Source organism: Streptosporangium lutulentum (assembly GCF_030811455.1).
Lineage (GTDB): Bacteria > Actinomycetota > Actinomycetes > Streptosporangiales > Streptosporangiaceae > Streptosporangium > Streptosporangium lutulentum.
Window position 1 is genome coordinate 6,864,400 of the sequence record NZ_JAUSQU010000001.1, and the last position, 24,840, is coordinate 6,889,239.

A 24,840-nucleotide genomic window follows, 5' to 3' on the forward strand; every position below is an offset into this window, starting at 1 on the left:
CGACAGTCGCTCGGGCCGCCGCCCGGCACCGCTTGGAGGACGAATGGACAGCATTGAGATCGGCGACGTCTCGGTCAACCGCATCGAGGAGTTCGTCCACTGGGCGATGCCGATCGATCGGTACTTCCCCGGAACCGACGAGGCCGCCTGGCTGGCGAACCGGGACTGGCTTGAGCCGGACCACTGGGACGCCACCTCCAAGCGGGCGCACACCGTGTTCCACAGCTGGTTGATCCGCAGCGGCGGGCAGAACATCCTCGTCGACACCGGGGTCGGCAACGGCAAGCTGCGCCCGTCCATGCCGGACTTCAGCATGCGGCAGACGCCGTACCTGCAGACCCTGGAGTCCGCCGGCTTCCGGCCGGACGACATCGACCTGGTGATCTGCACGCACCTGCACGTCGACCACGTCGGATGGAACACGCACGGTGTGGACGGCGAGTGGGTCCCGACGTTCCCGAACGCGCGTTACGTCTTCGCCCGGCCCGAGGTCGAGTTCTGGGATCCCGGCAACAAGATCCGCCGCCGCGGCGAGCAGGTCAACGAGAACGTCTTCGACGACAGCGTGCGGCCGATCCTGGACGCCGGCCTGGCCGACGTCTGGGACGGACCGAGCCTGACGATCGACGAGAACGTCCGCCTCGAACTCGCCCCCGGTCACACGCCGGGCCTGGCGGTCGTGAAGGTGCGGGCCGGATCGGACCAGGCGATCTTCGTCAACGACATCCTGCACTCGCCGATGCAGGTGCTGGACTGCGCATTGAACAGTTGCTTCTGCGAGGACGAGGCCGAATCCGTCGAGACCAGGAAGAACGTTCTGGGCTGGGCGGCCGACAACCGTGCGCTGATCTTCCCGGCCCACTTCAACGGACAGCACGTCTTCCGTGCCGAGCGGCGGGACGGCCGCTTCGCGATCGCCGAGTGGATCTGAACCCGCGGCGACTGCCGCGCTCCGGGCGGCCCCGGATCCGGCCGCTCCGGAGCGACCCAGTCTCGGTTTGTGGTGCCTCTTCCTGATCACGTATCGCCCGGGGTCAGGGAGAGGCTCGTGGTCCGCGCGTCTACCGCGGCCGACGTCGCGGAGGCAGCCGTGACGGACGCCATCGCGGCCGACCGAGTATCGGCCGGCCGCCTGACGACGGCATGACCGGCGCTCTAGCGACGCGAGGCGGTCAGGCGGGCATGCCGCGCCGCCATCGTCTCCGCACGCTTGCGCGAACCGCTTTCGATCGCGTCGACCAGGTCGCGGTGCACCATCACACCGTCGCCGTTGAGGGCCGTTTCGGTCGTCACCGCGGAAACTCGGCTGGATACGAAATCCAGGAGCCCCAGGTACAGATTCCGCAGAATCAGGTTGGGCGAGATCTCAGCCATGCGGCGGTGTAGTTGCCAATTCGTCTTCAGGTATTGAGCAGCGTCGCCGGCGGCGCTCATCTGCTCCAGGATCTTGCGTAGGTCCGCGATATCGGCCTCGGTGCGGTGCTTGGTGGCATCGCGAATGACGAGTGGCTCCAGGCCGTCACGAATGTCCAGTGAGTCGGCGACGGATACCGATTCCCCGCTGAGTTCGAGCATTTTGCGCCCGAGACGAACAACAAGGGTCGGGCTGGCCACGAAGAGGCCTCCGCCGATGCCCGGCCTGACCTCGATCGTGCCGCGCGAACTCAGCAGCCGAACCGCCTCGTTGACGGTCGCGACCGCGACGTTGAACTCTTGGCGCAGGCTTTCCTTGGTGCCGAGGTGGTGACCGGCAGGCAAGTTCTGTTCGCTGATCCGCTCCTCGATCCGCTTCGCCACGGCGTCGGAGCGGGATGTCCACGGCACGCCCGACGTCTGGTCGCTGCTCACAGCCTTGCCTTTCCATTCGTCCGCGTAGATACAAGCCTAGCGTGCTATGGGCCTTGATCCTAAGGGGCGGGTCGTGCTCGTTCCGCCAAGGCGCTGATCAAACGCTCGGCGTTCCCTCCGAGGATCGCATCCCTTGCCTCTTCGGCGACCGACAACTTGCCGACCGTCGAGGCGGCGTCGACGTCGGCGAGATCGAAGGGCATGTCGGTGCCCAGCAGCACCCGCTCGGCACCCACTTCTTCGATGAGCCGCTCGAGCATCTCGCCGCTGAACACCGCGGTGTCATAATGCAGCCGCCGCAGATAGTACGCCGGAGGATTGGGGACCGTCTGGGTCTCGGCTTTGCGCGTCCACCCGATCGTCAGGCGGGGGGCGAGGCCGGTGAGGCACCCGCCGCCGTGGGCCAGGCAGAGCACCGGACGGTGGCGGTCGAGAACACCGCCGAAAATGAGGCGCGCGACGGCGAGAGCGGTCTCGGCCGGGTAGCCCAGCAGCTGCGCCAGGTGATAATCGCGCAGTCGCTCCGGTGACGACGTCCGGCTCGGATGGACGAAGCAGAAGGTCTGTCGTTCGCTCAGGAAAGCCCACACCGGCTCGTTGATCGGGTCATCGAGTTCGCGCCCACCGCCGAACGTGCCGATCGTGACCCCGGCCATTCCCAGTTCCTCAACGCATCGGGCGGCCTCCTGGGCGGCGCCTTCGATTCCGATCGGAACCGTCGCGAGGGCGACCAGACGTTCGGGGGCCGCTGCGACGAACTCGGCCAGCGCGTCGTTCGAACGGCGTGTCACGTCCATCACGAACGCCGGGTCCGTGGACATCGACGCGAAGACGAACGGCGCCGCCGAGACCGCTTGGATGTCGATGCCCGCCGCGTCCATGGACGCCAGCCGGTGGGAGACGCTGTACTGGTCCGGCGGCAACGGGATACGCGCGCTCTGGGCGATGCCCGAGATGCTCGGGTGCAGGTGCAGCGCCATCTCGTCCACGTGGGACAGGTCCGCCAGCCCGTGCGCTGCGAGGTCCTCGAGCAGCCGCATGGGCAGTGCGTGGGCGTGGACGTCGACGACAGGTCGGTGGGTGCTCATCGACACGCGCACCCGGCCCGATGAACCGCGTCCGAACCCTCGGAACGCATCGCCCGACACGCAGGACCGGCACCCATTCAATTAGACCCTTCGCCGTGGGAGTGGAGGCCGGCTCGACCGGACCGAGTTGCGGTCGGCACATGGACGGCCGGGGACACGCGCGATCACTGTTCCCGTACCGGATCGCCGACACCGGGCAACTAGCGCGTGTCCACACACAACATATTGGTAATAATGGTTGCTGTCAATGACGAGGGCTTCAGGCGTCGCTGGGCCCGGGCTCCCATCCGGTCTGTTGCGCCCACTCGTCGGCCCGCTGGATGATCTGCCAGCAGATCGCATCCTTCGCCTGGGTGTATGTCAGCCGGTCATGCCGGTGGCGTTCCGCCGGCTCGCGTTTGACCTCGGCGTAGGCGTCCCTCGACGGTGCATCCATGATTACCGACGTTTTCCCGGTCCGCGGCGCGGATCCGGCGGGCCCGGCACCGTCGCGACCACTCTCCGAGCCCGTTCCCCGCCGCCTCCGGCGGGCGGGTCGACGGCAAGGGAGGTGGGATGTGCGCGGGTACGCGAACGTGGTTGCGGACAGGATCACCGCTTTGTCATGGTGTCCGCCATGAAGCGTGAGCCAGGCACCGACCCCGACCGCCACCGCGACCCGGGACGGTGGTTGGCTCAGTTCGCCGGCCGGATCCTCGTAGTCTGCCCACAGTGCGGTGGGCGTGCCGTCGTCGTTCCCCGGCCGGGTCTTCCTGAACTCAAATACTTCAGTGAGCTGTTGTTCCGGCCGCGCCGTTTGACGTGCGGGGAGTGCGGCGCCATCGCCGAGTGGGCATCCGAACTGCGAGGGGGCGGGTTGGTCGGCGCGGCATTGGGAGGCACTGAGGACCCGTTCTTCCGTCGACCTCTGTGGCTGCAGACCCGTTGTGCCGGTCAGATCCTCTGGGCCTACAACGAGGAGCACGTCAACGAACTGGCGGCCTACGTTGACGCCCGGTTACGAGAGCGCGGCGTCGCTCGGCCGACGATGGCCATGTTCGCGCGATTGCCACGATGGATGAAGACCTCTGGCAATCGCTCAGACGTCCTCGCCGGCTTGGAGAGGCTGCGAGTTCTTGCCAGGCGATCGGCGTCCGCCGACCGGTCCGACGTCGCACATGAGCGCGGCGACCGTCCTCGGCCACACGGGAGCGTGTTTTTCCGGGGCGGCCCGTACTAGGCAGGGTCTTCAGAGCACCGAGTCAAGTGGCCGACAAGCTTCCACGGCCCATCGTCGATCCACCTTGAGCCATTCAGTCTGGCTCCCGGGCCATTGACCAGGGTGACGAGGGGGCGACCACGGTCACTCATGACCGGTCGCACACCCAGGTCAACACCCCTGACGGTCGTGATCCACACGATTCCCGAGCTGACCGCGCGGGTTCGATTCCCGTCACCCGCTCCACGTCGAAGGCCCAGGTCCCTGATTGTTTCCAGAGCGTTCCCGATCTTCCGTTTTCCAGGCCGGGAGTTCACTGCCGTATCTGCGAGCCCAGCCGGCATCACCTACGCGACGTCGGGCCGTGTCATCAGCGGCGACCGCACATGCAACGCCAGACTGGGGCTGGCCAGGGGCACGGTACTCCACGTCGCCACCGCTGTCCCCGCGCCGGCGTCGACCACCAGCCGGACCCGGTGCGGGGTGGTGATGACGTAAAGCTCGGCGACGAACGTGTCGCCCTGCCAGGCGCCGGCCGCGACGACAGGACGGCCGAGCGGCGAACTTTCCCGCCATTCGCCGTGACCGACCTCGACGTCGAGGACGACCCGAATCGCAGGAGCCATCCACCGTCCACGGGATCGACGATCACCGTGGTTCCGTCGGGCAGAGCCGAATCCTCGGCGGAGGCGTCGAGTCTCGCCTTGACGGAACGCTCCGGGGCTGCCGAACCCGGCACCGGCGCGAATGACAGCCGCCGCAGCCGATCGGCGAGGATCTCGTCGTCCCGGGTGCTTCCCGCGTGGTCCATGCCGGGCAGCAGGCACTCCCATATCGCGTCGAGCATCACCTGTGCCTGCGTATGGGCGCCGGTCACGGCAACCACGAGATCGTGCGACGGGACGACCACGCATAGCTGGCCGAAGGAGCCGTCACCGTGGTAACCGTGACGCGACACCCAGAACTGGTAACCGTAACCGCAAAGGTAGTCGGCGTCCTGCGACCCGTCCTCGAACGGCAGGGTATCGATGTGCCGTCTGGTCGCGAGCTCCACCCATTCGCGCGGGACGAGCCGCCGGTCGCCCCACAGGCCACCGCGCAGCAGCAGTTCACCGAAGGCGGCGACGGCCTCGGTCGTGAGGTGCAGTCCGTGGAATCCGAAGGCGGCACCGCTCGCCACCCGGTCCCATTCGGCGTGGTCGACGCCCATCGGCGTGAAGAGGCGCTCGTCGAGCAGTTCCGGGAGGCCGCGGCCCGTGACCCGTTCCACCATCCGGGCCAGGATGAAGGTGGTCGGATTGTCGTAGGCGTGCCGTGTTCCCTCGACCTCGGGAAACGGTACGCGCAGGAAGCCCTTCACCAGGTCGCCCGGTTCCCGTTGCCAGGCCTCGGCGAGGCTGTCCGTACGGTGTCCGGCCGTCATGGACAGCAGGTGATGAACGGTGAGACGGCGTCCCTGCTCCGAGATGTCGGCCGGAACGTGGCCGGGCAACACGTCCACCACCCGATCGTCCAGCGAGAGCAGCCCGTCGGCGATCGCGAGCCCCACGGCGATCGAGGTGAACGACTTGGTCAGCGAGTAGAGAAGATGCGGGCGCTCGGCCGAGTACGGCGCCCACCAGCCTTCGGCGACGACGTGACCGTGGCGTACGACCATGATGGAGTGACACTCGACGGATTGCGCTTCGAGCCGGTCCAGCAGCGCGGTGATCGAACGGGACGACATCCCCGAGGCTGCCGGTGTCGAGCGCGGCAGGAGGATGCGCTGAGAAGGCATCCGGGAACCCTAACAAACCCACCCAATCGAGTGATCTGCCGGTCGATCGCGTCCGTGATCGTTCTGACGGGGTGCGCCGACGAGGAAGGCGTCCGCCACCGGTTCGTAGCCCGACTCCAGTTCGACATCCGCCTCGGCGCTGAAGTCGATCCCGTGAGCGGACACTCTCACTCTTCGACGCCGCCCACCAGAAGGTCATAAAGGCCATCCCCCTGCGGGACCTTCTTGGTGGCGGAGAAATCGACCACATGCAAGGAAGCCCTGTCATAGAGGCTGTACGACATGAAGTCCTCACCTTGAGCAAGGATCATCAGCCGGGACCCGACCCGCCAGACCGCGTGATGCCAATCGTCGTCGATGTCCCCATGCCGACCCACGGTCTCTGCCGGCCCCAACAGATTCGACACCGCCTCGAAGCCCGTTTGCCAGGCGGTGCCGAATTGCTCCCGGGTCGCCGACTTGTCAAAACGCCACTGCTCGGACGGCGCGCTCTCCGGTAGGTCCAGTAGATCCTGATCTTCCTCGGGATCGTCATCGTCGTCCGGCTCGTAATAGAGAGCGAACGTTACATCGAACATCTTCACTCGGCCGCCGTCCACACCGTCGCCCCAGGAGACAGTGACGTTCCAGTCACCGGCGGTCAGCGCGGGCGGCGCATTCTGGACATCACTGAGGTATCGAGCGATCGGGCCGCCGGGAGGAGCCGGCCATCCTGTACGGTCCCAGGCGGCGTCCAACGATCCTTGGTCCCAACCGGAACCGGCAAGGCTGATCATGGAGTGGACCAGTGCAGGATCGATGGGACACCACACAAGGGCCACGGCAATCGAATCCCTTCACACGAGCGCGACGCAGAGGCTCGGAAACGGTAGGACCTGAATCACCCCGACCCGCAAGGCCGGGTAAATCATGATCGTAGTGCGATCATCCCCTGGTGGAATGCAGACTTGATCACGTACCGGATGCGCGCCGGAACAGGCGGGAGGTCACGGTCGTTCACGAGGACTCGGCCCGCCCTGACCTGCACCCGCGGCTTCCCGGGCCAAAGCATCAAGATCAGTAGATGCTTCCCACGCTGACCGCGCGAGTTCGATGCCCGTCGCCCGCTCCACGCTTCAATGTTCAGATCAGGGAAATGATCCCGACCCGGGCCTTGATTCTTCCGGGGCCGTTTTCACTCGCGTCAGATTGATCGATCTTGGCATGAGAGGCCACCGGCAGGCAGGTCTGTCATGACGGCGGTCCCACCACGCCACGGCCTCGGTCTCCGATCTGGTGCGACAGGCCCGATCGGCGACAGGCGGGAATCAGGTGGGCACATCACGCGGAGTCGTCCCCCTCTCCGGCTCAGAGCGCCCTGCTCAGCCGCACCTCTTCCTCGCTGTAGCCCAGAGCGGCGTAGAAGTCTCGAGCGTTCGTGTTGGCCGCCCCCGTTTCGAGCGTGCTCCGAGCATGCCCCCGATCCTTCACCCAGGATTCGGCGGCCTCGATCAATGCCCGACCAACACCAAGCCTCTCCTTGTCGCGCGCGACGACGAGTTCGCCGATGTAACCGTCCGTCTCCCCGGTGAAGTGAGCTCGTTCGGTGACGCCGACGAATCCGACGACTCCGTCGGCATCTTCCGCGACGAACACCGCCGCCTTGTCACCCTCGGCTCTCCTCACGGAATCTCTGACCCAGCCACACGCAGCGTCCGCTACCGCGACGGAGTCGCGCCAGGCGGCTCCCCCCTCTGCGAGCCGCGGAGCCAGAGCCATCACCGCGTCATGATCGGTCTTCTCGTAACGGCGAATCCCTATCCGAAGCCCATCTGCCATGAGATCACCATGACACGTCACCCCCGCCATAAAAAAGATCATCTTCGCCGGGGATCGTCCCGGCCACGCCATGATCGTCGTGCCGCCGGCGCACTGTTAGTCCCGAACCCACATCACGTGCGACTGCCGGGCCCCCACCCGCCAGGAGACACCGCCGGCCGCGAACTCACGGGCATTTCGGAGCTTCACGGCCGGCAGGTCGTTCACCGAACCGTTGTCCTTGGGAATGCCGGCCCGATTGCCGGCCTGCGAATCACCACCTTGTCCAGGTTCGGACGGCGCTGGGAGCGTGTCTCAGCAACGGCGATCGTCCCGCTGCCGTAGTGGCGTCAGCGAGGCGCTTCAGAGCGGTGCGACGCACATACGAGTTGTCAGGGCGTCCCTGACGGCCTAAGGTTGTCAGGGACGCCCTGACAACCTTAGGAGTGTGCTGTGACAATGCCTGACACCCTGACCGGACTCGCCCGGTGTTCCTTCTGCGGCAAGCCGACCACCGAGATCGACAAGCTGGTCGCCGGCCCCGGTGTGTACATCTGCAACGAGTGCGTGGCCCTGTCCGTGTCGATCATCGACGGGAGCCCCAAAAGCTCCGCGGCACCGCGCGTGCCCATGTGGGAGTCGCTGACCGACGAGGAGATGCTGAGCCACATTCCGCGCGTCGCCGCGCACATCGACCAGGCCGAGGCCGACCTGCGCTCGTGGGCACAGGAACTGCGCCGACGCGGCGTCACCTGGGCCAGGCTCGGGGAAGCCCTCGGAATCACCCGCCAGTCCGCGTGGGAGCGATTCTCCGGCGAGGAGTGACGCGATCTGGGGCAGCCCGCCCGCGCCTGGGGATCTTTCGTACGGCATGATCCCGGCATGTGTGGCAAGAGCGGGTTGTTCCAGGCCGGCCTCTCACGATCGCCCAGGGACTGCCGACCTCCACAGGTGGCCGGGAGTTCCGTGATCGCCCTGTCAGCACCCCGCACGGCGTGCTGGTAGATCACCGCGGCACGCAGGTTGCCGCCGTACCAAGTGAACCCGCCGACCACAGCGCCACGCCGCCGCGCAAACCCGGTCGCACCGTCGTCGGCGGTGTCTTGAGACAGGGTTCATCTGCCGCCCTCCTTCGGGAGGGCGGCAGCCAGAGCGGGCCGAGGATCAGGCCTGGACGGATCTCCAGGATTCCACCGTCGCTTCGACAATGGTTTCGATGCGGCGCCCGTACGCCAGATGCCCGTCAGACACGAAGCTGCCGTCGCTGAACGGCAGTTCGCAGAACGCGGCGCGGAAGTGCCCGGGGGGTCCGCCCGGCGGGAGCGACCCGTATCCCTCGAACGGCCTCATGTCGTAGCTCGACCGTGTTCCGTGCTTGTTCCTCGCCACCTGATGAGCCGCCACCCGAAGCAGCGCGTCGAGGCCCTTGTCCACGTAAAGCTGCAGCATGCGGAACTGAACGTCGAGGTACTTCTCATGAGCTCCGGAAGGATGCTGCAGGAGATACGCGCAGACCACAGGCGCGTGCCACCTGTACATCTGAGGATCGGCCTGCTCTTCAGCCAGGATTCCGTGATAGTAATCCGCGCACACGCCCAGCGGACCGGCGACCGCACCGCACTCACACTGACCCATGCCGGGACCATCTGTCATGGCCTGCACCATAGGCGGCCGGTAACGGCCCTGTCGACGGCGTTTCGGGGCCGCCTCGCCACAGGCTGACCGCGCGGGTTCGATCGGGTACGGATGCGCCGCGGCGGCCACCGTTCAGCTCGGACCGACGCCGCGGTCTTCGCGCCGTATCTCCCCGGTGCCGGGGATCCCCGCACCGAGGCCGTAACGCAGGAGCACCGCGCCTTTGGGCGAGGCGACGGGCGGCTCCAGATCGGCCGCCGGCCCACGCCGGAGCCCGGGTCCACTGTACTCGGCGCGCTCCCCCGAGCCGACAGCGCAGGTCCGGCTCCCGTCGACCACTCCACGTACGGGGGCCCGGTTCAGCCGCCGTTCGCGAGGGCCCGGGCCAGTGCGTTGCTCCCCTCCGGGGTCACCGGCTCGGTCAGGAAGATGGGGCCCTGGGCCATGAACCTCGGCTCGTCACCTCGGTGTTCGTCGGCGGCGTGGACGGTGAAGGGATGCACCAGGTACATGTCGCCCGGCCGGCCCGTCGCGTAGACCAGTGGACGGTGCGCGCTGGCCGCGTCCACCAACGGCCCGGCCTCGAACGGGTCGAGTGTGCGGCCTGCCAGCACCGCGGCCGCGTCCCGGTGCGACCCGACCCGGATACGGGTCGGCGCGTCGTCGGGACCGACCTCTGACAGCAGGGTCAGCAGCAGCATCGTTTCGGGCTTCCCGCTGCACAGGTAACCACCGTCCGGCTGTGGGGCGTTGGCGTCGATATGCCATCCCCGGTCGTCAGCGGGAGGGAGACGCGGGAACCGGACCGGCACCATGCCGAGCGCACCGCGAGGCCCCCAGCCGCCGATCCCGCAGAGCTCGTCCAGCGCACCGGCCAGCCGCGCACTCCGCATGATCTCCCCGAAGGGCCCTTCGCCGGTGAGATCCGCGGCCCACACCACGGGCTCTTTCCATCCGGCGGGATCCTGTGGCGACAACCCGATCTGTTGCCACAGCAGTGTTCTGGCGGCGTCGCCGACCTCGCGGGGAGCGGCTGCCTCCAGCTTGACGAACCCGTCCGCGATGAACCGGTCAATCTCAACAACACCCATACCTGGAACGCTAACAACCACGTCCACCCGTTTTCAGGAAGCCGTGACCTGAGCCGAACGACAGCGCGGGCTCGACTCCCGTCATGAAGACCAAGGTCAGGGAACGGTTCCCGGCCTGGATCCGCTCGCTTTCCCGGCCGTTCGAGCTTCACGGGCCGCCGGTTCCCGTTCAGCCCATCGGCACCGGCGCGCCGGCCTTCCCGTCCCCCTCGTCGTCATCGCGCCACCGGCCCGCGTGGGCGACGATCTCGACGGTGGTCAGAACGGTGCTGACGAGGCCGACCCGGGCGGCCTGCCGGGTGCCGCTCTCGACGAGTGCCTTGAACACGTCGGCCGACTCCTGATCGCCGAATACGGCCGTCGTGTGGCTCCTGCCGCTCTCCGGATCATGCATCCAGCAGCCGACCAGGAACCCGGGCTGGCGCGTGACCAGCGGGACGATCTCCTCCCGCAGCAGGCGGCGTTGCTCGTCGTGCCAGGCCGGGTCCACGGTCCAGATACCGATCACCGCATGCATCACGCCGCCTCCTCCCCCGGCCGATCGGCCGACTCCATCGCTCACGCTAGGCGCCGCGACGGTGGTGGCCATCCGGGAGACCACTCAGGCCGGTACTCAGCCTGGGTGCCGGCGTGCGGTGTACCAGGCGGCGACGCGGGCGCGGGAGTCGAAGCCGAGCTTGGTCAGGATGTGCGTGACGTGGTTTTCCGCCGTGCGTTCCGCCATGCGCAGGCGGTGGGCGATCTGCCGGTTGCTGAGCCCCTCGGCGACCAGCTCGGCGACCTGTTCCTCGCGTGGGGTGAGCACGCCCGCGCGTCCCCGGGCCTCGTGCAATGTCTCGGCGTGGGCCAGCAGCGACGGCATTCCCACGCGGCGGGCGATCCGCATCGCGCCGTCGAGATGCTCGTCGGCGGCCGCTCCGGTGCCGGACGGCGGGCGCAGCCGCAGCAGCCTGGCCAGTTCCAACCGGGTGTACGCCTCGTACGGCGCCGAGCCCATCGCCTGGCAGGACGCCAGCGCGGCGTGCAGATGTTCCCCGGCCGCCTCCCACCGCCGTAGGAGCGTCGCGAGCATGCCGAGATACAGCGAGACGGGGCCGGAGCTGGGGGTGTGCGCCCCGGAGGCGACCTGCCGGTCGGCGTACGGCAGCAGGGCCTCGTAGACGGCGGCGGCCGTGACCCGGTCGTCGAACGCGACGCAGAGCTGCGCGTTCCCCGCCCCGGAGACGATCCACTCCGGTGCGTCCCGGGGGAAGGCCGCCAGATGCGGGGTGATGGCCTCCCACAGGGCCGCGGCGTCGTCGAGCCGCCCCATGCCGGCGAGCACGAGCGCATGCCAGCTCCGCGCCAGGTAGGGGCCGGTCTCCACGAAACCGCGCACGGCGGCCTCGGCCTGATCCAGCCCCGCCCCGTCCTGCAGGCCCATGTGCGCGAGGAAGACCAGGTGGACGAACTCCGCACCCTCGTGTCCGGCGCGCAACCCGATCGCCAGCGCCTCGTCGGACAGCAGGCGCGCCTGCTCGAACCGGCCCTCCAGCAGGGCCACCGCGGCCCGCGTCAAGGTGAGCCTCCACTGCCACAGCGGCTCTCGCAGCTGCGCCACCACGACGCCGAACGCCTTCAGCTCGGCGTCGAGCTGGACTCTCCGGCCCAGCGCCCAGAACGCCTCCAGCCGCCAGGTGTGTCCCCACGCCGCGTATTCATGGTGTCCGGTCTCGCTCGCGAGACGGATCGCGCGCTCGCCGATCGACAGCCGCTCCAGCACGTGCCGGCCGTCGACCAGCTCGGTGTAGCGCGCCTGCATGGCCAGAAACCGGGCGTCGGCGTCACCGGTCGCCTCGGCCATCCGCAGGGCGCGCAGGCCCAGGTCGCTCTCACCGCGTTCGGCGAAAGGGTCCGCCGTGATGACGAGCTGAGCCAGCGCCTTCGCCTCGCGCACCTCGTCGGAGCCGCCCAGCATGGTCAGCGCCTCCCGGCACAGCACATGGATCGCGGCCGTCACCGGCGAGTTGGAGATGCCCCGCAGCACGGTCGCGGCATCCGCGACGACCGCTCCCCCGCCCGTCGCCCGCCCCAGGTCGGCCGCCGCCTGGCACGACCGCCACGCCTCCTCCACCGCGCCGGAACGGAACTCGCATCGCGCCAGCTCCAGCAGCAGCTCCGGCCGCTGAGCGGCGCCGTACGGCACCAGCGTCAGCAGGTCGAGCGCCGCGCGATATTGGAAGGCCGCGTGCTCGTAGGCCAGTTGGGCACGTGCCCTCGTCGCGGCCGTACGCGTGGCCCGCAGCGCCTCCTCCGCGTTGCCGAGCGGAGCGGACTGGCGCAGGTGGTACGCCAGGGCGTCGACCGGGATCTCCCCCGCACTCGTCGACCTGACGACGTCGGCGGCCTGCGCGTGCAGCCGGCGGCGCGCGACGGTGGGCAGCTCGGCGTACAGCACCTCCTGCGTCAGCACATGCGTGAAGCGCAGGGAATGCCCGTCGGCGCGGATCACGTTCGCCGCGAGTGCGGGGTCGAGGAGGTCGAGCACATCCTCGATCTCCTCGCCGACGAGCGCGCCCACCGCCTCGCCGGTGAACTCGCGCCCCAGCACCGCGGCGTGCCTCAGCAGTCGGCGGGTCTCCGGCGGCAGGCCGTCCAGTCGGCGTCCGACGACGTGGCGCACGCCGCCGGGCAGTCCGGGGTCGAGGCTCCCGATCGTCTCGACCAGCCGCAGCAGCTCCAGCACGAACAGCGGATTGCCCTCGGCGCGCTCATCCACCGTGCGCAGCAGAGCGGGTTCCGGGCGGCGTCCGAGCACCCGCGCGGCCAGCTCGGCGACCTCGGCCGGGGCGAGGCCTCCCAGGCTCAGGCGGGTGACGGCCCGCTCCCTGGTCAACGGCCGCAGCGCCTCGGCCGGCCCGGCATGCGAGGACGCGTCGCGGGTGCGGCAGAGCCCGATCACCAGCAGCCGGGAATCGGCGACCGTCGACGTGACCGCCTGCAGCAGGCGTATCGACGGCACGTCCGCCCAGTGCAGGTCGTCGAGGATCAGCAGCAGGCCCGCGTCTCCGGCGGCGTCGTGGAGCATTCCCACCACGTCCTCGAAGACGTGGAAGCGGCTGCCCGTCTCGGTGACCGCCGGATCGAGCAACACCGTGGAGGACCGCCCCAGCCCGCGCAGGATCTGAACCCACGGCTGGTAGGCCGGGGCGCCTTCGCCCTCGCGGCAGGAGCCCCACGCCGCCCGCACACCGGCACGCCGCGCGCTGCGTGCGACCGAATGGGCCAGTGCCGTCTTCCCGGCACCGGCCTCGCCCTCCACCAGGACCAGCGCGCCGCCGCCCTCGCGGGCCGCGGCCACGCGCCGTTCCAAGTCCGCCAGCTCCCTGGCCCGGCCGACGAAGACACCGTCCTCCATTGAGTGATCGTAAACTGCGATCCCGGAGCGTGGTGAGTCTGAGTACTCCACTGAGTGGTTTCCCGGATGGCCCCGCCCCGGCCGTTCCCTACCGTCCGGCATATGAACATCACCTCCACAGCCGGAACGCGGCCCGGCTTCGTGCGCACCTCCGGGCGGCTCTGCCTGATCGGCGCGGTCATCGGCGTGCTCGTCGCGCTGGTGGGCCTCCTGATCTCGCCCGCCGTCGGCACCGACCGGTACAGCTACCCCCACACCCCCGGGGCCTTCGCCGTCTCGGAAAGCATGATCATCGTCAACCACCTGCTGCTGCTCGCCGGTGTGTTCGGGCTCATCCGCTCCGGTGCCGCGGGCGGCGGTCTGGGACGCGCCGGTTCGTGGACGGCCGTGGCGGGTCTCGTGGGGCTGACCTTCTGTGAGGTCGGCGCGATCCTGCTGGCCGACTCCGCGTATCCCACGTCTCAGACCGATGCCCTCGATGCGGGCTACGGCATCACCAGCATCGTCATCGGCGCCGGGTTCGTCCTGGCCGGAATCGCCACCGTCAGGACCAGGCGGTGGACGGGATGGGCCGCGTACGCCCCGCTCGCCTGCGGCCTGGCGGTCTTCCTGCTGGTCCTCCCCGGTGTCTTCCTGTTCGGCGACGACACCTTCACCGTCGGCCGGCTGACGCTCATGGCCTGGATGCTCACCTTCGCCGCGCTCGGCCTGGCTCTCGCCCGCCGGACACCGGTGGAAACGACCGATGGTCTCCGGCCCGCTCAGAGCCGGCCCGCTCCGAGCGATCGGTGAGGTTCGCGTCGGCACGTCGCCGGTCGCGCTCCGAGAAACGACGAGGTCCCCGGCCCGCGACGGCGGATCGGGGACTCCCGGGGTGCGACGGCGGATCGGGGACTTCCGGGGGTGCGGCTTCAGGCCGATTGTGGCAGCGTGTGGTCCGGAGACCCGCCCTTGAAAGCACGTCCACGAGTAACTACGGTTTCTCGGTGATCACCTTGCCCGATGTCCTCACCGCTGCGGCCGGTGGGCAGATGCCCCGGCCAGGAGCCGGTCCCACGATCGTCCCGCAGCCGTCGGCGCGTGACGCGGGGGTCATCGCCTTCACCGCCCACAATGTGATCTTCGCCGACCTCGACGAGGACTGGATCAGATCCCGGCTTCCCGACGGCGACCTGTCGGCACCGCTCAACCCGCCCTTCCTCAAAGACCTCGAAGAACGCATGGGACGCCAGGTCACCAACATCGACATGCTCGCCCTGGCCACCCCGTGCGCCGGTCACCCGCCGATCGAGCTGACCGAGGTCACGGACAGAGACCATCCACGGGTCGAGCGTGCCCGCCGCTACCGCGACGACGTACGCGTCTGGACCTGTCCCGGAGGGCTCTTGGTCATCGGGCGAGGCGTGGCCGGGCGGTGGGAGGTCGCCATCGAGGTGGACCCTGCCGTCCGAGGACACGGCCTGGGCCGGACCCTCGCCCGCGCGGCCCGGCACCTCACCGTCCACCCGCTCTGGGCTCAAATCGCCCCGGGCAACGCCGCGAGCGTTCGGGCGTTCCTCTCCGCCGGCTACGTCCCGATCGGCGCCGAAGCACTTCTCGTCCCGCCTTCCCCCTGACTTCGGCGCCGTCGCCGAAAGCCTCCGGCGGGGGCACTCCGGCTCCGGGATCATCACCCAGCAGGCGCGAAGGCCGTAGGCGGCCAAGAAGGAGAGATTTCCTACCCGGGCTTCCTTCACTCCGGGCCACCCGTCGCGCAAGCCGATCCCGGCTCAGCCCGGGGAGGGGGACCACGGTGGCAGCGGGGCGTGACGTGGCAGCGAGGCATCCGGGGTCGGCGAAAGCGGAGCAGGCGAGGGCAGCGAGGCATCCGGGGTCGGCGAAAGCAGGGAGATGTCCGGGGTCGGCGAGGACAGGGAGGCATCCGGCGGCGGCACGGCCGGGAACCGCTCTACCCCGTACGGCACCGGCAGCCCGCTCGACGCGTCCAGCATGATCCGGTCGCCGAGCGGCTTGGCCAGTGTGACCTCGGTGGTCCCGACCAGTCCCACGGCGGTGCAGGCCCCCTCGGCCGTCTCAACATCAAGATCGACCACCACCAGGTCGTCCGTCTCGAAGCTTCGCACGCCCTGCGGCTCGTCACAGCTGCCGGACATGTATTCGAGCCGGACGGTCGTCCCTTCACCCGGCCGGTAGCCGTTGACCTCGGCCGCTCCGAGAGCGGGAGGAAGGCTGGAACGTGCTGTGGGAGCGATCGCGACCCGGCTGAACGTGCCCGGTACGTCCCGCACGCTGAACTGCCACGCCGGGACGACGGCCGGCCCCCGGCTGGTCTGGATCCGGACCTCGCCCAGGCGCGCCCCGATGACCGTGAGCAGCCCGCACTCGCCCGGAGCGCACTTCTGGTGCGGGTTGGGCACGCTCATCTGCTCGTACGCCGCCGAAGCCCGCAGCATCGGCGACGTCATCGTCGTCCCGTCACGCCACCGGATCTCACCGTGGGAGGGAGCGCCGTCCGGCAGATCCGCGTGCCGTTCCCATTTCCCGGCGAGGAAGGCCAGCTTGCTGCGACCGGTGAACCGAACGTCCTTGCCCAGGACCGTGAGCGCCTCCTGGGGGACGAACCCGCGCACCCATTCCTCGGACAGCCCCGTCGCCCGCCACCGCTCCGCGACCGCGCGCATATCGACGTCCGGCGAACCCGGGGCGACCAGGGCGCCCCCCTGGCCGCAGCCGGCCAGCAGGATCACCCCGGCCACCGGTGCGAACCATGAAGCCCTCACACCTTCTACGACGCGTCCCGCCTTCAACCGGTTCACCGTTGCCGTCCCTTGGCCGCCCTCCTCTGCTTGCCTTCGTCCCGGTGACGTCGCCGTTCGCGGACCGGCCGGGAGCCGGACAGATGCGCGTTGGTGCTCGAACCGTGAGATCAGGCGACTTGTGCCCTGCTGCAAAGTGTCCGATGTTGAAGGCATGAAGATCTCAATCGCCCTCGTCGCGGTACTACTCGTGGCCGTGGTGAACGGCTGTGGCGTCGTACGGGCGGAGGGTGCCGGCGCGTCGCCGTCGCCGTCGTTGCTTCCCTGCCCGGCCGCCGCCGAGGTGCCGCCCGGCGATTGTGTGACGATGCCCTCTTGGGAGGAGAAGCACGCGGACAACGAGGCGTATCGCCGCCGCGCCGCGCTGCCGGAGAAGGTGGCGGCTGAGGCCGAGCCGGTGGCCGAGGCCTTGCATGTCAAGCTCGCCGAGCTTCGCGAGCAGTCGTTGTACGGCGAGGCCCACGTCGGGAAGGCGGTCCGGGCGGTCGCCCCGGCGGGGACGAACGTCATCATCCGCCCTGTGGACGCCCGCTCCGGCGTGGTGTTCGCGATCGAGATGGCAGGTGGATGCGTGACCGGTTTCTACGATGAGCGCGATTCAGAGGTGGAAGTGGGAGGCTACATCGCCGACGGTGGGTGCCTTACGGCTCCCGGCAACTGAACCTCGACGGCCGGCGATCGAACGCGCCACGGCCACCCGGGAGAAACCATGACCCGCATCGATTTGATCGTCGTCTACACCGAGGCGACCAGGGATCGCTAACAGTACGCTGGCGCATCGGCGTCCTTGGGAACCTCCGGCATGGAATCGACGACCTTGATCGTCATCATCGCCGTGCCGGCGCGCATGGTCTCTCTGGTGCGTCCGTCCTCCTGCTTCGTTTCCGTCCAGCTCCGCCAGCCGAGAAATCTGTATGTCCCAGGCTCGAAGATGAGCTCCTCACGTTCCTGGCCGTCAGGGCCTTGGTAGCTGATCGAGGCGCCCACTCCGTGGCGGCCCGCCGGATCGGTGAGGTCTGGAACCATGGTCGTGGTGGGCATCTTCGACAGGGCGCCGAAGACCACGGCGCGAGTCCGGGAAGAGCCGAAGGGATTCTCGACCAGGGAGACGAGCTTCATCGCGACGGCTCTTTCGATCCGGCGTTTGATCTGGTCGCCGCTCGGAGGGGTCTCTCCCTGTGCGGGCTTTTCGGCGCGGACAACCGCTTCCGCGTCCTCGCGGATCCGCGTGAGAAGCCGGTCGGGGTCGGTGGGAAGATCGCTGACATCCTGCGACGGCACGTGTAGAACGTCCATGGGGCACTGACCGGCACGCTGATACTCCACCGTTCCGGAAGCTACGCCCACCTGGCTCTGGTCGCCGCTCGTATGTTTCTCTCCGTACGTGGAACGCGCCAGGGCCTTGCCGGGATCGGCGGCGGGGATCCACACCTCACGGCGAACATCCTGCGCCAATTCGTACCTCCCGGTACGCAAGGCGCCGACAAAATGCCACTCGACGTCCTTACGGTCGACGTAGACGAACTGATCCGGTCGCGGCCGCGGGTCCTCTTCGACTGCCACCGCGGCCGCATACCGAAGCAGCTCCGCGGCGTTGGCCGGCCGGGTCCCCAACAGAGATGAGCCGTCGTCTCCGCGTACCACGATCACGCCCGCGGTCATCGCCGCCGCAAGCCCCACGACGACGCCGGCCCTGAGCGCGATGCGGCCACGGCCAGGAACATGTGAGCGTCGAGGACGCGACGGAGCCGGCGTGTGGGGACCGCCACCGGCCCGCTCGGCCTCGGCCTCAGCCGCCAGCCGGTCCCACGCTCGTGCGGCGACCTGAGGAGCGGGCCCCGGCAGACTGTCGTGGTGAGCCTTGATTGTCTGGAGATCATTCATCACAGCGCCTCCTCATAGGGACCGATGACCTTGCGGAGCTTCTTACGGGCGCGGTTCAGACGTGAACCGACTGTCCCCCGGGGTATGCCGAGGGCGTCGGCCACCTCCTCGTAGCTGAGCTGAGCGCACGCGACCAGCATCAGAACATCCCGGTCTCCGGCCGAGAGCCGGGCCAGACCGGAGGCCAGTTGCGGCTGCATGGTCGCCGCGGACACGCGTTGGACGACGCGGTCGTCATGACTCGCGACATCTGGGAGCTCGGCGCTTCTGGCCAGGGCTCGATACCTCCGGGCCTCATTGCGCCGATGGTCGGCGACCAGGTTGGAGGCGATGCCGTACAGCCAGGCGCGGGCACTGGGGCGACCGACGTCATAGCGCTGCCGACTGCGGAAGGCGCGTAGGAAGGTCTCCGCGGCGATGTCGTCCGCGGCCGACTCGCCCAGGCGCATGTGCACATAGCGATGGAGGATGTCGAAATAACGATCGAAGAGGGCGCCGAACCGTTCGGGCTGACGCCATGATTGCTCTATCAGGTGGGCGTCGGTGACCTCGATCGGAGGCGCTGAGCCTTGAGGGGGAGCTGACATGCACACTGTTCCTTCGGAGGGGTACGTCGGACACGAGTAGTTCGGCGCAACCCCGATCCCTGTTCACGAAGGGTCGGTCTCCCAACGGTCCGGCAGGGGCCTGTCGTCACCGGGGGGAACGCCGCCCAGCGGATCAGCGGCGCGAGTGACCGCTCAATCTCAGTGGCGGCGGAGGAGACGCCTCTCCCGGAGATCGAATGAGTGAATTCTTCCCAACCCGACGGCGCCGGTCGCGATGAATACGGAGAGCCCGGTTGAGAAGAGGGCCGCTTCTTTGAAATGACCGTTCTCATTGTGTCGGTGGGTGCTGCGAGCATGACGAGGTGATCGCGACTCCCGATGATTACTCCTGGTTCTCCAGCGAGCGTTTCCCCGGACTCGCGGGTGCCCACTGCTTCACCTACGTCCGCGGCCTGACGCCCGAGGAACTGGTGACCCGGCTCGGTGCCCGGGTCGAAGACCGCTCTCATATGACGCTTGACGAGCTGATCTGGGATTTCTCCTTCGACCCTTACGCGTGGCAAACCTTCGGTGCCGTCGCCGTCGGAGACTGGGTGCTCATGGTCGAGGCCAACGGCCTGCTCGGCATCACCGAAGAGGTCATCACGCCGCTGTCGGCGGGCACCCGCCTCGTCTCCCATCTCTACTTCGAGGGCGAAGGGGTTGAAGACTTCCGCTGGATCGACGACGGAGAGCTCCGGTTCGATTTCACGCATGACGACGGCTACTCCCACTGGATCGAAGACGGCAGGATCCAGCTCAAGTTCCCACTCCCGGAATGGGGCTTACAGGAACGCTACTCGGAGAAGACGCCGGACGAACTCGCGGAGACCATGGAGCGGATCGACTCCGTCTACCCTCCGTACACCGACCCCCACGAAGGGCCGGCGTTCCTCCTGGCCGAGCGCCTCACCGGGATCACGCTGACGCCGCAGCTGCTCAAGGAGCCCACTTACCTATGCGGAGCCGTTCCCAGATCGAGGTGAGCAGGGGGCGATAACATCCCAATCATGGCGGATTGGGAGCTTCGGCCGGCTTCGGTGGCGGACCTCGAGGGAGTGGCCGAGTTGCGGGCCGTGGTGCTGAGACCGGATCTCGAGCGGCTCGGACGGTACGACGAGCATCGTGTGCGGCAGCGGCTGCGGGACGGGTTCGCACCGGCGCACACCTGGATGATCGAGGTGGGCGGCGCCTTGACCGGCTGCGTGGCGCTACGGCCGGCGATGGACGCCTACTGGCTGGAACACTTCTACCTGGCCCCGGATCGGCAGGGAAGGGGTGTCGGTTCCGCCGTGCTGAGCCGGCTGCTGGAGCGGTGCGACCGCGAAGACGCCGTGGTCCGGCTGAACGTGCTGCGAGGCAGTTCGGCCCTCCGGCTGTACGAGCGGCACGGGTTCACGGTCGAGACCGAGGACGAGGTGGACGTGTTCATGGTGCGCGCCCCCTTCTCCACCAGAGAACCCGCGCCGGACTCGGTGAACCTCGCCCGATCCCGATGAGTCGGACGAGTGACCGCCGGGCCGCCGGCCGGTGCGGCAAGGGGTTCGGTCCGTCGTCAACGGGCAGGGTCCGGTTCGAGGGCCTGCCAGTTCAGGCGTTCCCGGTAGAGACGTTCCACGGCCATCCAGCCGAGTGAGAACGGCAACGCGCCCAAGGCGACGATTCCCAGGACGTCGAACCCGGTCACGTCGAAAACGGCTCCCGCGCCGTCGAACAACTGGGCAACGGTCTGGAAGGCCAGATGGAAGCCGATGCCCGCCCAGATGTCGCCGGTGGCGACGCGTAAGCCTCCGAGGACGAGGGCGAAGAAGAAGAAGATAAGCAGCCTGTCGAGGGAGCCGGCGGCTCCGACGAGGAATCCGAACAGGGTGAACAACGCGGCCTGCGCGATGACCGTCTGCCAGGCCGGCAACGCGGTGACGAGGTTGCGTTGCAGGTAGCCGCGGAAGACGAGTTCCTCCGGCAGCGCCTCGTACAGGAAGACGAGCACGACCAGGAGCGCCGCCACCTGGAGGGCGTCCGCGACGGAGGTGCGCAGGCTGATCTCGACCCAGCCGAAGCCGAGACAGAGCGCGAACCCGATGGCGGCGGGGACGAACCAGCAGGCCATTCCGAGCAGCAGGCGCCGCCGGCCGGTGCGCAAGGAGGGCAGCCCGAGGCCGGTCCAGGGACGACGGTCGAGCAGCCGGCGAGCGGCCACGACCATGGGAACGACGAGAACCGTCGTGAGGACGGCCCTGACGGCATGGGTGAGGCGGTCGTAGTCGTGGCCGAGCGGGATGCCGCGGTAGACGAACAACCAGAGCAGGACGGTGGCGGCGAAGACGATGAGGATTCGCCAGAGCAGGGCGAGGCGGGGGGCGGGGGGTGTCGGGGGGTCAGGCACGTCAGGCTCGCTCTCCACGAATGGCCCGGCAGCGGATCTTACGTTTGATTCCATGGTGGCCGCTCGGCGCCCGCCCCGCGAGATGGGTTTTCGGGCAGGTGCCTCGCGGCCTTCACCACCCCGGGGTTTCCGCCCTGCCCCCTCCGGCGGCGCTCATCGTGATCGGCGTGCCAGGTTCACGCCGGGTCGGCCGGGCTTTTTTCGAGACCTGGGGCGCGGGGCCGGCGAGGGCCGGTCGTCATCAAGCGGGCGGGGCGCCGACCGCGGTGTTCTGACCGGCCACGATCTTCCAGCCGTCCGCCTGCTTGGCGATCACGTAGAGCGCCGCTCCCCGGACACCTTCGACGGGGTCGCCCGAGCTGTCGGTGGGCGTCTGCGCCACGTTCACCGCGATCACATCGGGCGCGATCTCCAACAGCTTGACGACGTCGTACCGTGCGTAGGAGTCGCGCAGGAAACCCTTCATCGCCGGGGCGCTGAACTCGGCGATCGCCTCGCGATCGTCCAGGCGCGTGCCCATGGCGTTGCTCCAGGACGTCATGTGGGTGAACTGCTCGCTCAGCGCGAGGGGGTCTTTGACGTTGAACGCCTTCTCCAGCCCCTTCACCACCCCGGTCACCGCCTCCTGGGTCTCCGGCGAAATGACTCCCACCACAAGAATGTCGTTCGTCATGACCGTTCCTTTTTGATGCCGGACGCCGTCCGGGGCGACGGTGTTCGCCGCCATCGCCGATCCAACGCCCTCAACCTCGGTTGAGGTCAAGCCGGGGCGCCGTCTCCCCCGGGGACCCCGGGGGAGACGACGCCCCGCGGCCACCGCGCCCGGTCCCAGGAGGGTGTGTTCCGGGTCCGCGAGTATCACGGCGTCCGCGAGCGCCTCGGTCAGGCGTCGATGTAGGCCGCGAGGTGCTCGCCGGTGAGGGTCGAGCGGGCGGCGACGAGGTCGGCGGGTGTGCCCTCGAAGACGATCCGGCCGCCGTCGTGGCCGGCGCCGGGGCCGAGGTCGATGATCCAGTCGGCGTGCGCCATGACCGCCTGGTGGTGCGCGATGACGATGACCGACTTGCCGGAGTCGACGAGCCGGTCGAGCAGGCCGAGCAACTGCTCGACGTCGGCGAGGTGCAGGCCGGTGGTCGGCTCGTCGAGGACGTAGACGCCGCCCTTGTCGCCCATGTGGGTGGCCAGCTTGAGCCGCTGCCGCTCGCCGCCGGACAGCGTGGTGAGCGGCTGGCCGAGGCTGAGGTAGCCGAGGCCGACGTCGACGAGCCGTTCGAGGATGGCGTGCGCGGCCGGTGTGCGCGCCTCGCCGGCGCCGAAGAACTCCTCGGCCTCGGTGACCGACATCGCGAGCACCTCGCTGATGTCGCGGCCGCCGAAGTGGTACTCCAGCACCGAGGCCTCGAACCGCTTCCCCTCGCACTCCTCGCAGGTCGTGACGACGCCGGCCATCATCGCCAGGTCGGTGTAGATGACGCCGGCGCCCTTGCAGGTGGGGCAGGCGCCCTCGGAGTTGGCGCTGAACAGCGCGGGCTTCACGCCGTTCGCCTTCGCGAACGCCTTGCGGATCGGGTCGAGGAGTCCGGTGTACGTCGCCGGGTTGCTTCGCCGCGAGCCGCGGATCGGCGTCTGGTCCACCGACACCACGTCCGCGGAGGCCGGGATGGAGCCGTGGATGAGCGAGCTCTTGCCGGAGCCCGCCACGCCGGTGACGACGACCAGCACCCCGAGCGGGACGTCGACGTCGACGTCGCGCAGGTTGTGCGCCGTCGCGCCGCGGATCTCCAGCGCGCCGGTGGGCGTGCGCACCTTCTCCTTGAGGGCGGCCCGGTCGTCGAGGTGGCGGCCGGTGATGGTGTCGCTGCCCCGCAGCCCCTCGACGGTGCCTTCGAAGCAGACGGTGCCGCCCGCCGTACCGGCGGCCGGACCGAGGTCGACGATGTGGTCGGCGATCGCGATCGTCTCCGGCTTGTGCTCCACGACGAGCACCGTGTTGCCCTTGTCCCGCAGCCGCAGCAGCAGGTCGTTCATCCGCGCGATGTCATGGGGGTGCAGGCCCGTGGTGGGCTCGTCGAAGACGTAGGTGATGTCGGTGAGCGAGGAACCGAGGTGGCGGATCATCTTGGTGCGCTGCGCCTCGCCACCCGACAGCGTGCCCGCCGGCCGGTCGAGCGAGAGGTAGCCCAGCCCGATCCCCACGAACGAGTCGAGGGTGTGCACCAGCTTGGCGAGCAGCGGCGCCACCGACGGCTCGTCGAGGCCGCGCACCCAGTCGGCCAGGTCGCTGATCTGCATCGCGCAGGCGTCGGCGATGCTGATCCCCTTGATCTTCGACGACCGCGCCGCCTCGGACAGGCGGGTGCCGCCGCAGTCGGGGCAGACGGTGAACGTCATCGCCCGCTCCACGAAGGCGCGGATGTGCGGCTGCATCGCCTCGACGTCCTTGGACAGCATGGACTTCTGGATCTTCGGGATCAGCCCCTCGTACGTCAGGTTGATACCGTCGATCTTGATCTTGACCGGTTCCTTGTAGAGGAGGTCGTGGAGCTCCTTCTCGGTGAACGCGCGGATCGGCTTGTCCGGGTCGAAGAAGCCGCTGCCGCTGAACATGCGGCCGTACCAGCCGTCCATGCTGTAGCCGGGGATCGTGAGCGCGCCCTCGTTGAGCGACTTGCCGTCGTCGTACAGCGCGGACAAATCGATGTCGGTGACCGATCCCCGGCCCTCGCAGCGCGGGCACATGCCGCCGGTGACGCTGAAGGTGCGCCGTTCCTTCGTGGTCTTCCCGCCGCGCTCGATCGTGACCGCGCCCCCTCCGCTGATCGAGGCGACGTTGAAGGAGAACGCCTGGGCCGAGCCGATGTGCGGCTGCCCGAGACGGCTGAAGAGGATGCGCAGCATCGCGTTGGCGTCGGTGGCGGTGCCGACCGTGGAGCGGGGGTCGGACCCCATCCGCTGCTGGTCGACGATGATCGCGGTCGTCAGTCCTTCGAGGACGTCGACCTCGGGCCGCGACAGCGTCGGCATGAAGCCCTGCACGAAGGCGCTGTAGGTCTCGTTGATCATCCGCTGCGACTCCGCGGCGATCGTGTGGAACACCAGCGAGCTCTTGCCCGAACCGGAGACACCGGTGAACACCGTCAGCCGGCGCTTCGGGAGCTCGACGCTGACGTCCTTGAGGTTGTTCACGCGCGCGCCCTGCACGCGGATCAGGTCGTGGCTGTCGGCGACGTGCAGTTCAGGCGACTGCGTGTCCGTCCTCGTGACCATGCTCATGGTGTCTCCATCCGTTGCAGGGGGGTGGCCGCCTTCTCGGTCTTCCTCGGCGTCGCCTGGCTC

The 24,840-nt window shown here is 68.7% G+C and carries 23 protein-coding genes; 7 read left to right on the forward strand and 16 right to left on the reverse strand.

Translation table 11 applies throughout. The features are described from left to right. Window positions 1-43 precede the first annotated feature (43 nt). Window positions 44-931 carry an MBL fold metallo-hydrolase gene (locus tag J2853_RS30480; RefSeq protein ID WP_307563949.1) on the forward strand — a complete coding sequence of 296 codons (888 nt, stop codon included), beginning with the start codon at window positions 44-46 and terminating at the stop codon, window positions 929-931. A 224-nt stretch (window positions 932-1,155) separates the two neighbouring features. On the opposite strand, the gene J2853_RS30485 is transcribed toward J2853_RS30480, so the two are convergent. The 6 genes from J2853_RS30485 to J2853_RS30510 form a co-directional block, all read right to left on the reverse strand. Next, window positions 1,156-1,848 carry a FadR/GntR family transcriptional regulator gene (locus J2853_RS30485; protein WP_307563950.1) on the reverse strand — a complete coding sequence of 231 codons (693 nt, stop codon included), beginning with the start codon at window positions 1,846-1,848 and terminating at the stop codon, window positions 1,156-1,158. A gap of 59 nt (window positions 1,849-1,907) precedes the next feature. Then, the gene (locus J2853_RS30490) at window positions 1,908-2,936 is read right to left on the reverse strand and encodes an amidohydrolase family protein (RefSeq protein WP_307563952.1); all 1,029 of its coding nucleotides are present in this window, start codon (window positions 2,934-2,936) and stop codon (window positions 1,908-1,910) included. A 259-nt stretch (window positions 2,937-3,195) separates the two neighbouring features. Beyond that, window positions 3,196-3,372: a GrpB family protein gene (locus J2853_RS30495; RefSeq protein WP_307563955.1), complete on the reverse strand. Its 177-nt coding sequence runs from the start codon at window positions 3,370-3,372 to the stop codon at window positions 3,196-3,198. Between the two features lie 1,132 nt (window positions 3,373-4,504). Beyond that, a complete protein-coding gene (locus J2853_RS30500) occupies window positions 4,505-5,911 on the reverse strand; it encodes a serine hydrolase domain-containing protein (RefSeq protein ID WP_307563957.1) in 1,407 nt (468 codons plus the stop codon). A 167-nt stretch (window positions 5,912-6,078) separates the two neighbouring features. Beyond that, the gene (locus J2853_RS30505; RefSeq protein WP_307563959.1) at window positions 6,079-6,687 is read right to left on the reverse strand and encodes a hypothetical protein; all 609 of its coding nucleotides are present in this window, start codon (window positions 6,685-6,687) and stop codon (window positions 6,079-6,081) included. Between the two features lie 571 nt (window positions 6,688-7,258). After that, window positions 7,259-7,729, reverse strand: coding sequence for a GNAT family N-acetyltransferase (locus J2853_RS30510; RefSeq protein ID WP_307563961.1), 471 nt, complete (start codon window positions 7,727-7,729; stop codon window positions 7,259-7,261). Window positions 7,730-8,167: 438 nt separating this feature from the next. Between J2853_RS30510 and J2853_RS30515 the strand changes: the two genes are divergently transcribed. Further along, entirely contained in the window at window positions 8,168-8,533 is a 366-nt protein-coding gene (locus J2853_RS30515; protein ID WP_307563963.1) for a ClpX C4-type zinc finger protein, read from the forward strand. Between the two features lie 339 nt (window positions 8,534-8,872). Here J2853_RS30515 and J2853_RS30520 read toward each other — a convergent pair whose 3' ends face one another. From J2853_RS30520 to J2853_RS30535, 4 genes are all read right to left on the reverse strand, one after another. Then, window positions 8,873-9,361 carry a DUF5946 family protein gene (locus J2853_RS30520; protein ID WP_307563965.1) on the reverse strand — a complete coding sequence of 163 codons (489 nt, stop codon included), beginning with the start codon at window positions 9,359-9,361 and terminating at the stop codon, window positions 8,873-8,875. A gap of 341 nt (window positions 9,362-9,702) precedes the next feature. Then, entirely contained in the window at window positions 9,703-10,434 is a 732-nt protein-coding gene (locus tag J2853_RS30525) for a phytanoyl-CoA dioxygenase family protein (protein WP_307563967.1), read from the reverse strand. Between the two features lie 169 nt (window positions 10,435-10,603). Further along, window positions 10,604-10,951: a hypothetical protein gene (locus tag J2853_RS30530; RefSeq protein ID WP_307563969.1), complete on the reverse strand. Its 348-nt coding sequence runs from the start codon at window positions 10,949-10,951 to the stop codon at window positions 10,604-10,606. A 96-nt stretch (window positions 10,952-11,047) separates the two neighbouring features. Beyond that, window positions 11,048-13,831: an ATP-binding protein gene (locus J2853_RS30535; protein WP_307563970.1), complete on the reverse strand. Its 2,784-nt coding sequence runs from the start codon at window positions 13,829-13,831 to the stop codon at window positions 11,048-11,050. Between the two features lie 102 nt (window positions 13,832-13,933). On the opposite strand from J2853_RS30535, the gene J2853_RS30540 reads away from it, so the two are divergent. Together J2853_RS30540 and J2853_RS30545 are read left to right on the forward strand one after the other, a co-directional pair. Further along, the gene (locus J2853_RS30540) at window positions 13,934-14,623 is read left to right on the forward strand and encodes a hypothetical protein (protein WP_307563972.1); all 690 of its coding nucleotides are present in this window, start codon (window positions 13,934-13,936) and stop codon (window positions 14,621-14,623) included. Window positions 14,624-14,817: 194 nt separating this feature from the next. Further along, the gene (locus J2853_RS30545; protein WP_307563974.1) at window positions 14,818-15,447 is read left to right on the forward strand and encodes a GNAT family N-acetyltransferase; all 630 of its coding nucleotides are present in this window, start codon (window positions 14,818-14,820) and stop codon (window positions 15,445-15,447) included. Window positions 15,448-15,600: 153 nt separating this feature from the next. On the opposite strand, the gene J2853_RS30550 is transcribed toward J2853_RS30545, so the two are convergent. Further along, window positions 15,601-16,611, reverse strand: a complete 1,011-nt coding sequence (locus tag J2853_RS30550) for a hypothetical protein (protein ID WP_307563975.1) — start codon at window positions 16,609-16,611, stop codon at window positions 15,601-15,603. A gap of 190 nt (window positions 16,612-16,801) precedes the next feature. Here J2853_RS30550 and J2853_RS30555 point away from each other — a divergent pair, with 190 nt between their 5' ends. Beyond that, window positions 16,802-17,308: a hypothetical protein gene (locus J2853_RS30555; protein WP_307563976.1), complete on the forward strand. Its 507-nt coding sequence runs from the start codon at window positions 16,802-16,804 to the stop codon at window positions 17,306-17,308. A 98-nt stretch (window positions 17,309-17,406) separates the two neighbouring features. Here the strand turns inward: J2853_RS30555 and J2853_RS30560 are convergent, their stop codons facing one another. Beyond that, complete coding sequence (locus J2853_RS30560) at window positions 17,407-18,531, reverse strand: CU044_5270 family protein (protein WP_307563977.1); 1,125 nt, start codon at window positions 18,529-18,531, stop codon at window positions 17,407-17,409. Then, entirely contained in the window at window positions 18,531-19,118 is a 588-nt protein-coding gene (locus J2853_RS30565; RefSeq protein WP_307563979.1) for an RNA polymerase sigma factor, read from the reverse strand. The genes J2853_RS30560 and J2853_RS30565 overlap by 1 nt, the downstream gene beginning before the upstream one ends. Before the next feature lie 323 nt (window positions 19,119-19,441). On the opposite strand from J2853_RS30565, the gene J2853_RS30570 reads away from it, so the two are divergent. Next, window positions 19,442-20,104, forward strand: a complete 663-nt coding sequence (locus J2853_RS30570) for a DUF6461 domain-containing protein (protein ID WP_307563981.1) — start codon at window positions 19,442-19,444, stop codon at window positions 20,102-20,104. 24 nt (window positions 20,105-20,128) lie between these two features. Continuing rightward, window positions 20,129-20,617, forward strand: a complete 489-nt coding sequence (locus J2853_RS30575) for a GNAT family N-acetyltransferase (RefSeq protein ID WP_307563983.1) — start codon at window positions 20,129-20,131, stop codon at window positions 20,615-20,617. A 56-nt stretch (window positions 20,618-20,673) separates the two neighbouring features. Here the strand turns inward: J2853_RS30575 and J2853_RS30580 are convergent, their stop codons facing one another. The 3 genes from J2853_RS30580 to J2853_RS30590 form a co-directional block, all read right to left on the reverse strand. Next, on the reverse strand, window positions 20,674-21,504 hold the full coding sequence (locus J2853_RS30580) for a CPBP family intramembrane glutamic endopeptidase (protein ID WP_307563985.1): 831 nt from the start codon (window positions 21,502-21,504) through the stop codon (window positions 20,674-20,676). 241 nt (window positions 21,505-21,745) lie between these two features. Continuing rightward, the gene (locus J2853_RS30585; RefSeq protein WP_307563988.1) at window positions 21,746-22,177 is read right to left on the reverse strand and encodes an SgcJ/EcaC family oxidoreductase; all 432 of its coding nucleotides are present in this window, start codon (window positions 22,175-22,177) and stop codon (window positions 21,746-21,748) included. Window positions 22,178-22,386: 209 nt separating this feature from the next. After that, a complete protein-coding gene (locus J2853_RS30590; RefSeq protein WP_307563990.1) occupies window positions 22,387-24,777 on the reverse strand; it encodes an ATP-binding cassette domain-containing protein in 2,391 nt (796 codons plus the stop codon). Between the last annotated feature and the right edge of the window lie 63 nt (window positions 24,778-24,840).

Excerpts from the sequence above, each read along its gene's own strand:
- J2853_RS30505 (WP_307563959.1), bottom strand. The coding sequence starts at position 6,687 with ATGATCAGCCTTGCCGGTTCCGGTTGGGACCAAGGATCGTTGGACGCC.
- J2853_RS30540 (WP_307563972.1), top strand. The coding sequence starts at position 13,934 with ATGAACATCACCTCCACAGCCGGAACGCGGCCCGGCTTCGTGCGCACC.
- J2853_RS30535 (WP_307563970.1), bottom strand. The coding sequence starts at position 13,831 with ATGGAGGACGGTGTCTTCGTCGGCCGGGCCAGGGAGCTGGCGGACTTG.
- J2853_RS30515 (WP_307563963.1), top strand. The coding sequence starts at position 8,168 with ATGCCTGACACCCTGACCGGACTCGCCCGGTGTTCCTTCTGCGGCAAG.
- J2853_RS30525 (WP_307563967.1), bottom strand. The coding sequence starts at position 10,434 with ATGGGTGTTGTTGAGATTGACCGGTTCATCGCGGACGGGTTCGTCAAG.
- J2853_RS30510 (WP_307563961.1), bottom strand. The coding sequence starts at position 7,729 with ATGGCAGATGGGCTTCGGATAGGGATTCGCCGTTACGAGAAGACCGAT.
- J2853_RS30490 (WP_307563952.1), bottom strand. The coding sequence starts at position 2,936 with ATGAGCACCCACCGACCTGTCGTCGACGTCCACGCCCACGCACTGCCC.
- J2853_RS30520 (WP_307563965.1), bottom strand. The coding sequence starts at position 9,361 with ATGACAGATGGTCCCGGCATGGGTCAGTGTGAGTGCGGTGCGGTCGCC.
- J2853_RS30555 (WP_307563976.1), top strand. The coding sequence starts at position 16,802 with ATGAAGATCTCAATCGCCCTCGTCGCGGTACTACTCGTGGCCGTGGTG.
- J2853_RS30565 (WP_307563979.1), bottom strand. The coding sequence starts at position 19,118 with ATGTCAGCTCCCCCTCAAGGCTCAGCGCCTCCGATCGAGGTCACCGAC.
- J2853_RS30575 (WP_307563983.1), top strand. The coding sequence starts at position 20,129 with ATGGCGGATTGGGAGCTTCGGCCGGCTTCGGTGGCGGACCTCGAGGGA.
- J2853_RS30480 (WP_307563949.1), top strand. The coding sequence starts at position 44 with ATGGACAGCATTGAGATCGGCGACGTCTCGGTCAACCGCATCGAGGAG.
- J2853_RS30590 (WP_307563990.1), bottom strand. The coding sequence starts at position 24,777 with ATGAGCATGGTCACGAGGACGGACACGCAGTCGCCTGAACTGCACGTC.
- J2853_RS30500 (WP_307563957.1), bottom strand. The coding sequence starts at position 5,911 with ATGCCTTCTCAGCGCATCCTCCTGCCGCGCTCGACACCGGCAGCCTCG.
- J2853_RS30530 (WP_307563969.1), bottom strand. The coding sequence starts at position 10,951 with ATGCATGCGGTGATCGGTATCTGGACCGTGGACCCGGCCTGGCACGAC.
- J2853_RS30585 (WP_307563988.1), bottom strand. The coding sequence starts at position 22,177 with ATGACGAACGACATTCTTGTGGTGGGAGTCATTTCGCCGGAGACCCAG.
- J2853_RS30560 (WP_307563977.1), bottom strand. The coding sequence starts at position 18,531 with ATGAATGATCTCCAGACAATCAAGGCTCACCACGACAGTCTGCCGGGG.
- J2853_RS30495 (WP_307563955.1), bottom strand. The coding sequence starts at position 3,372 with ATGGATGCACCGTCGAGGGACGCCTACGCCGAGGTCAAACGCGAGCCG.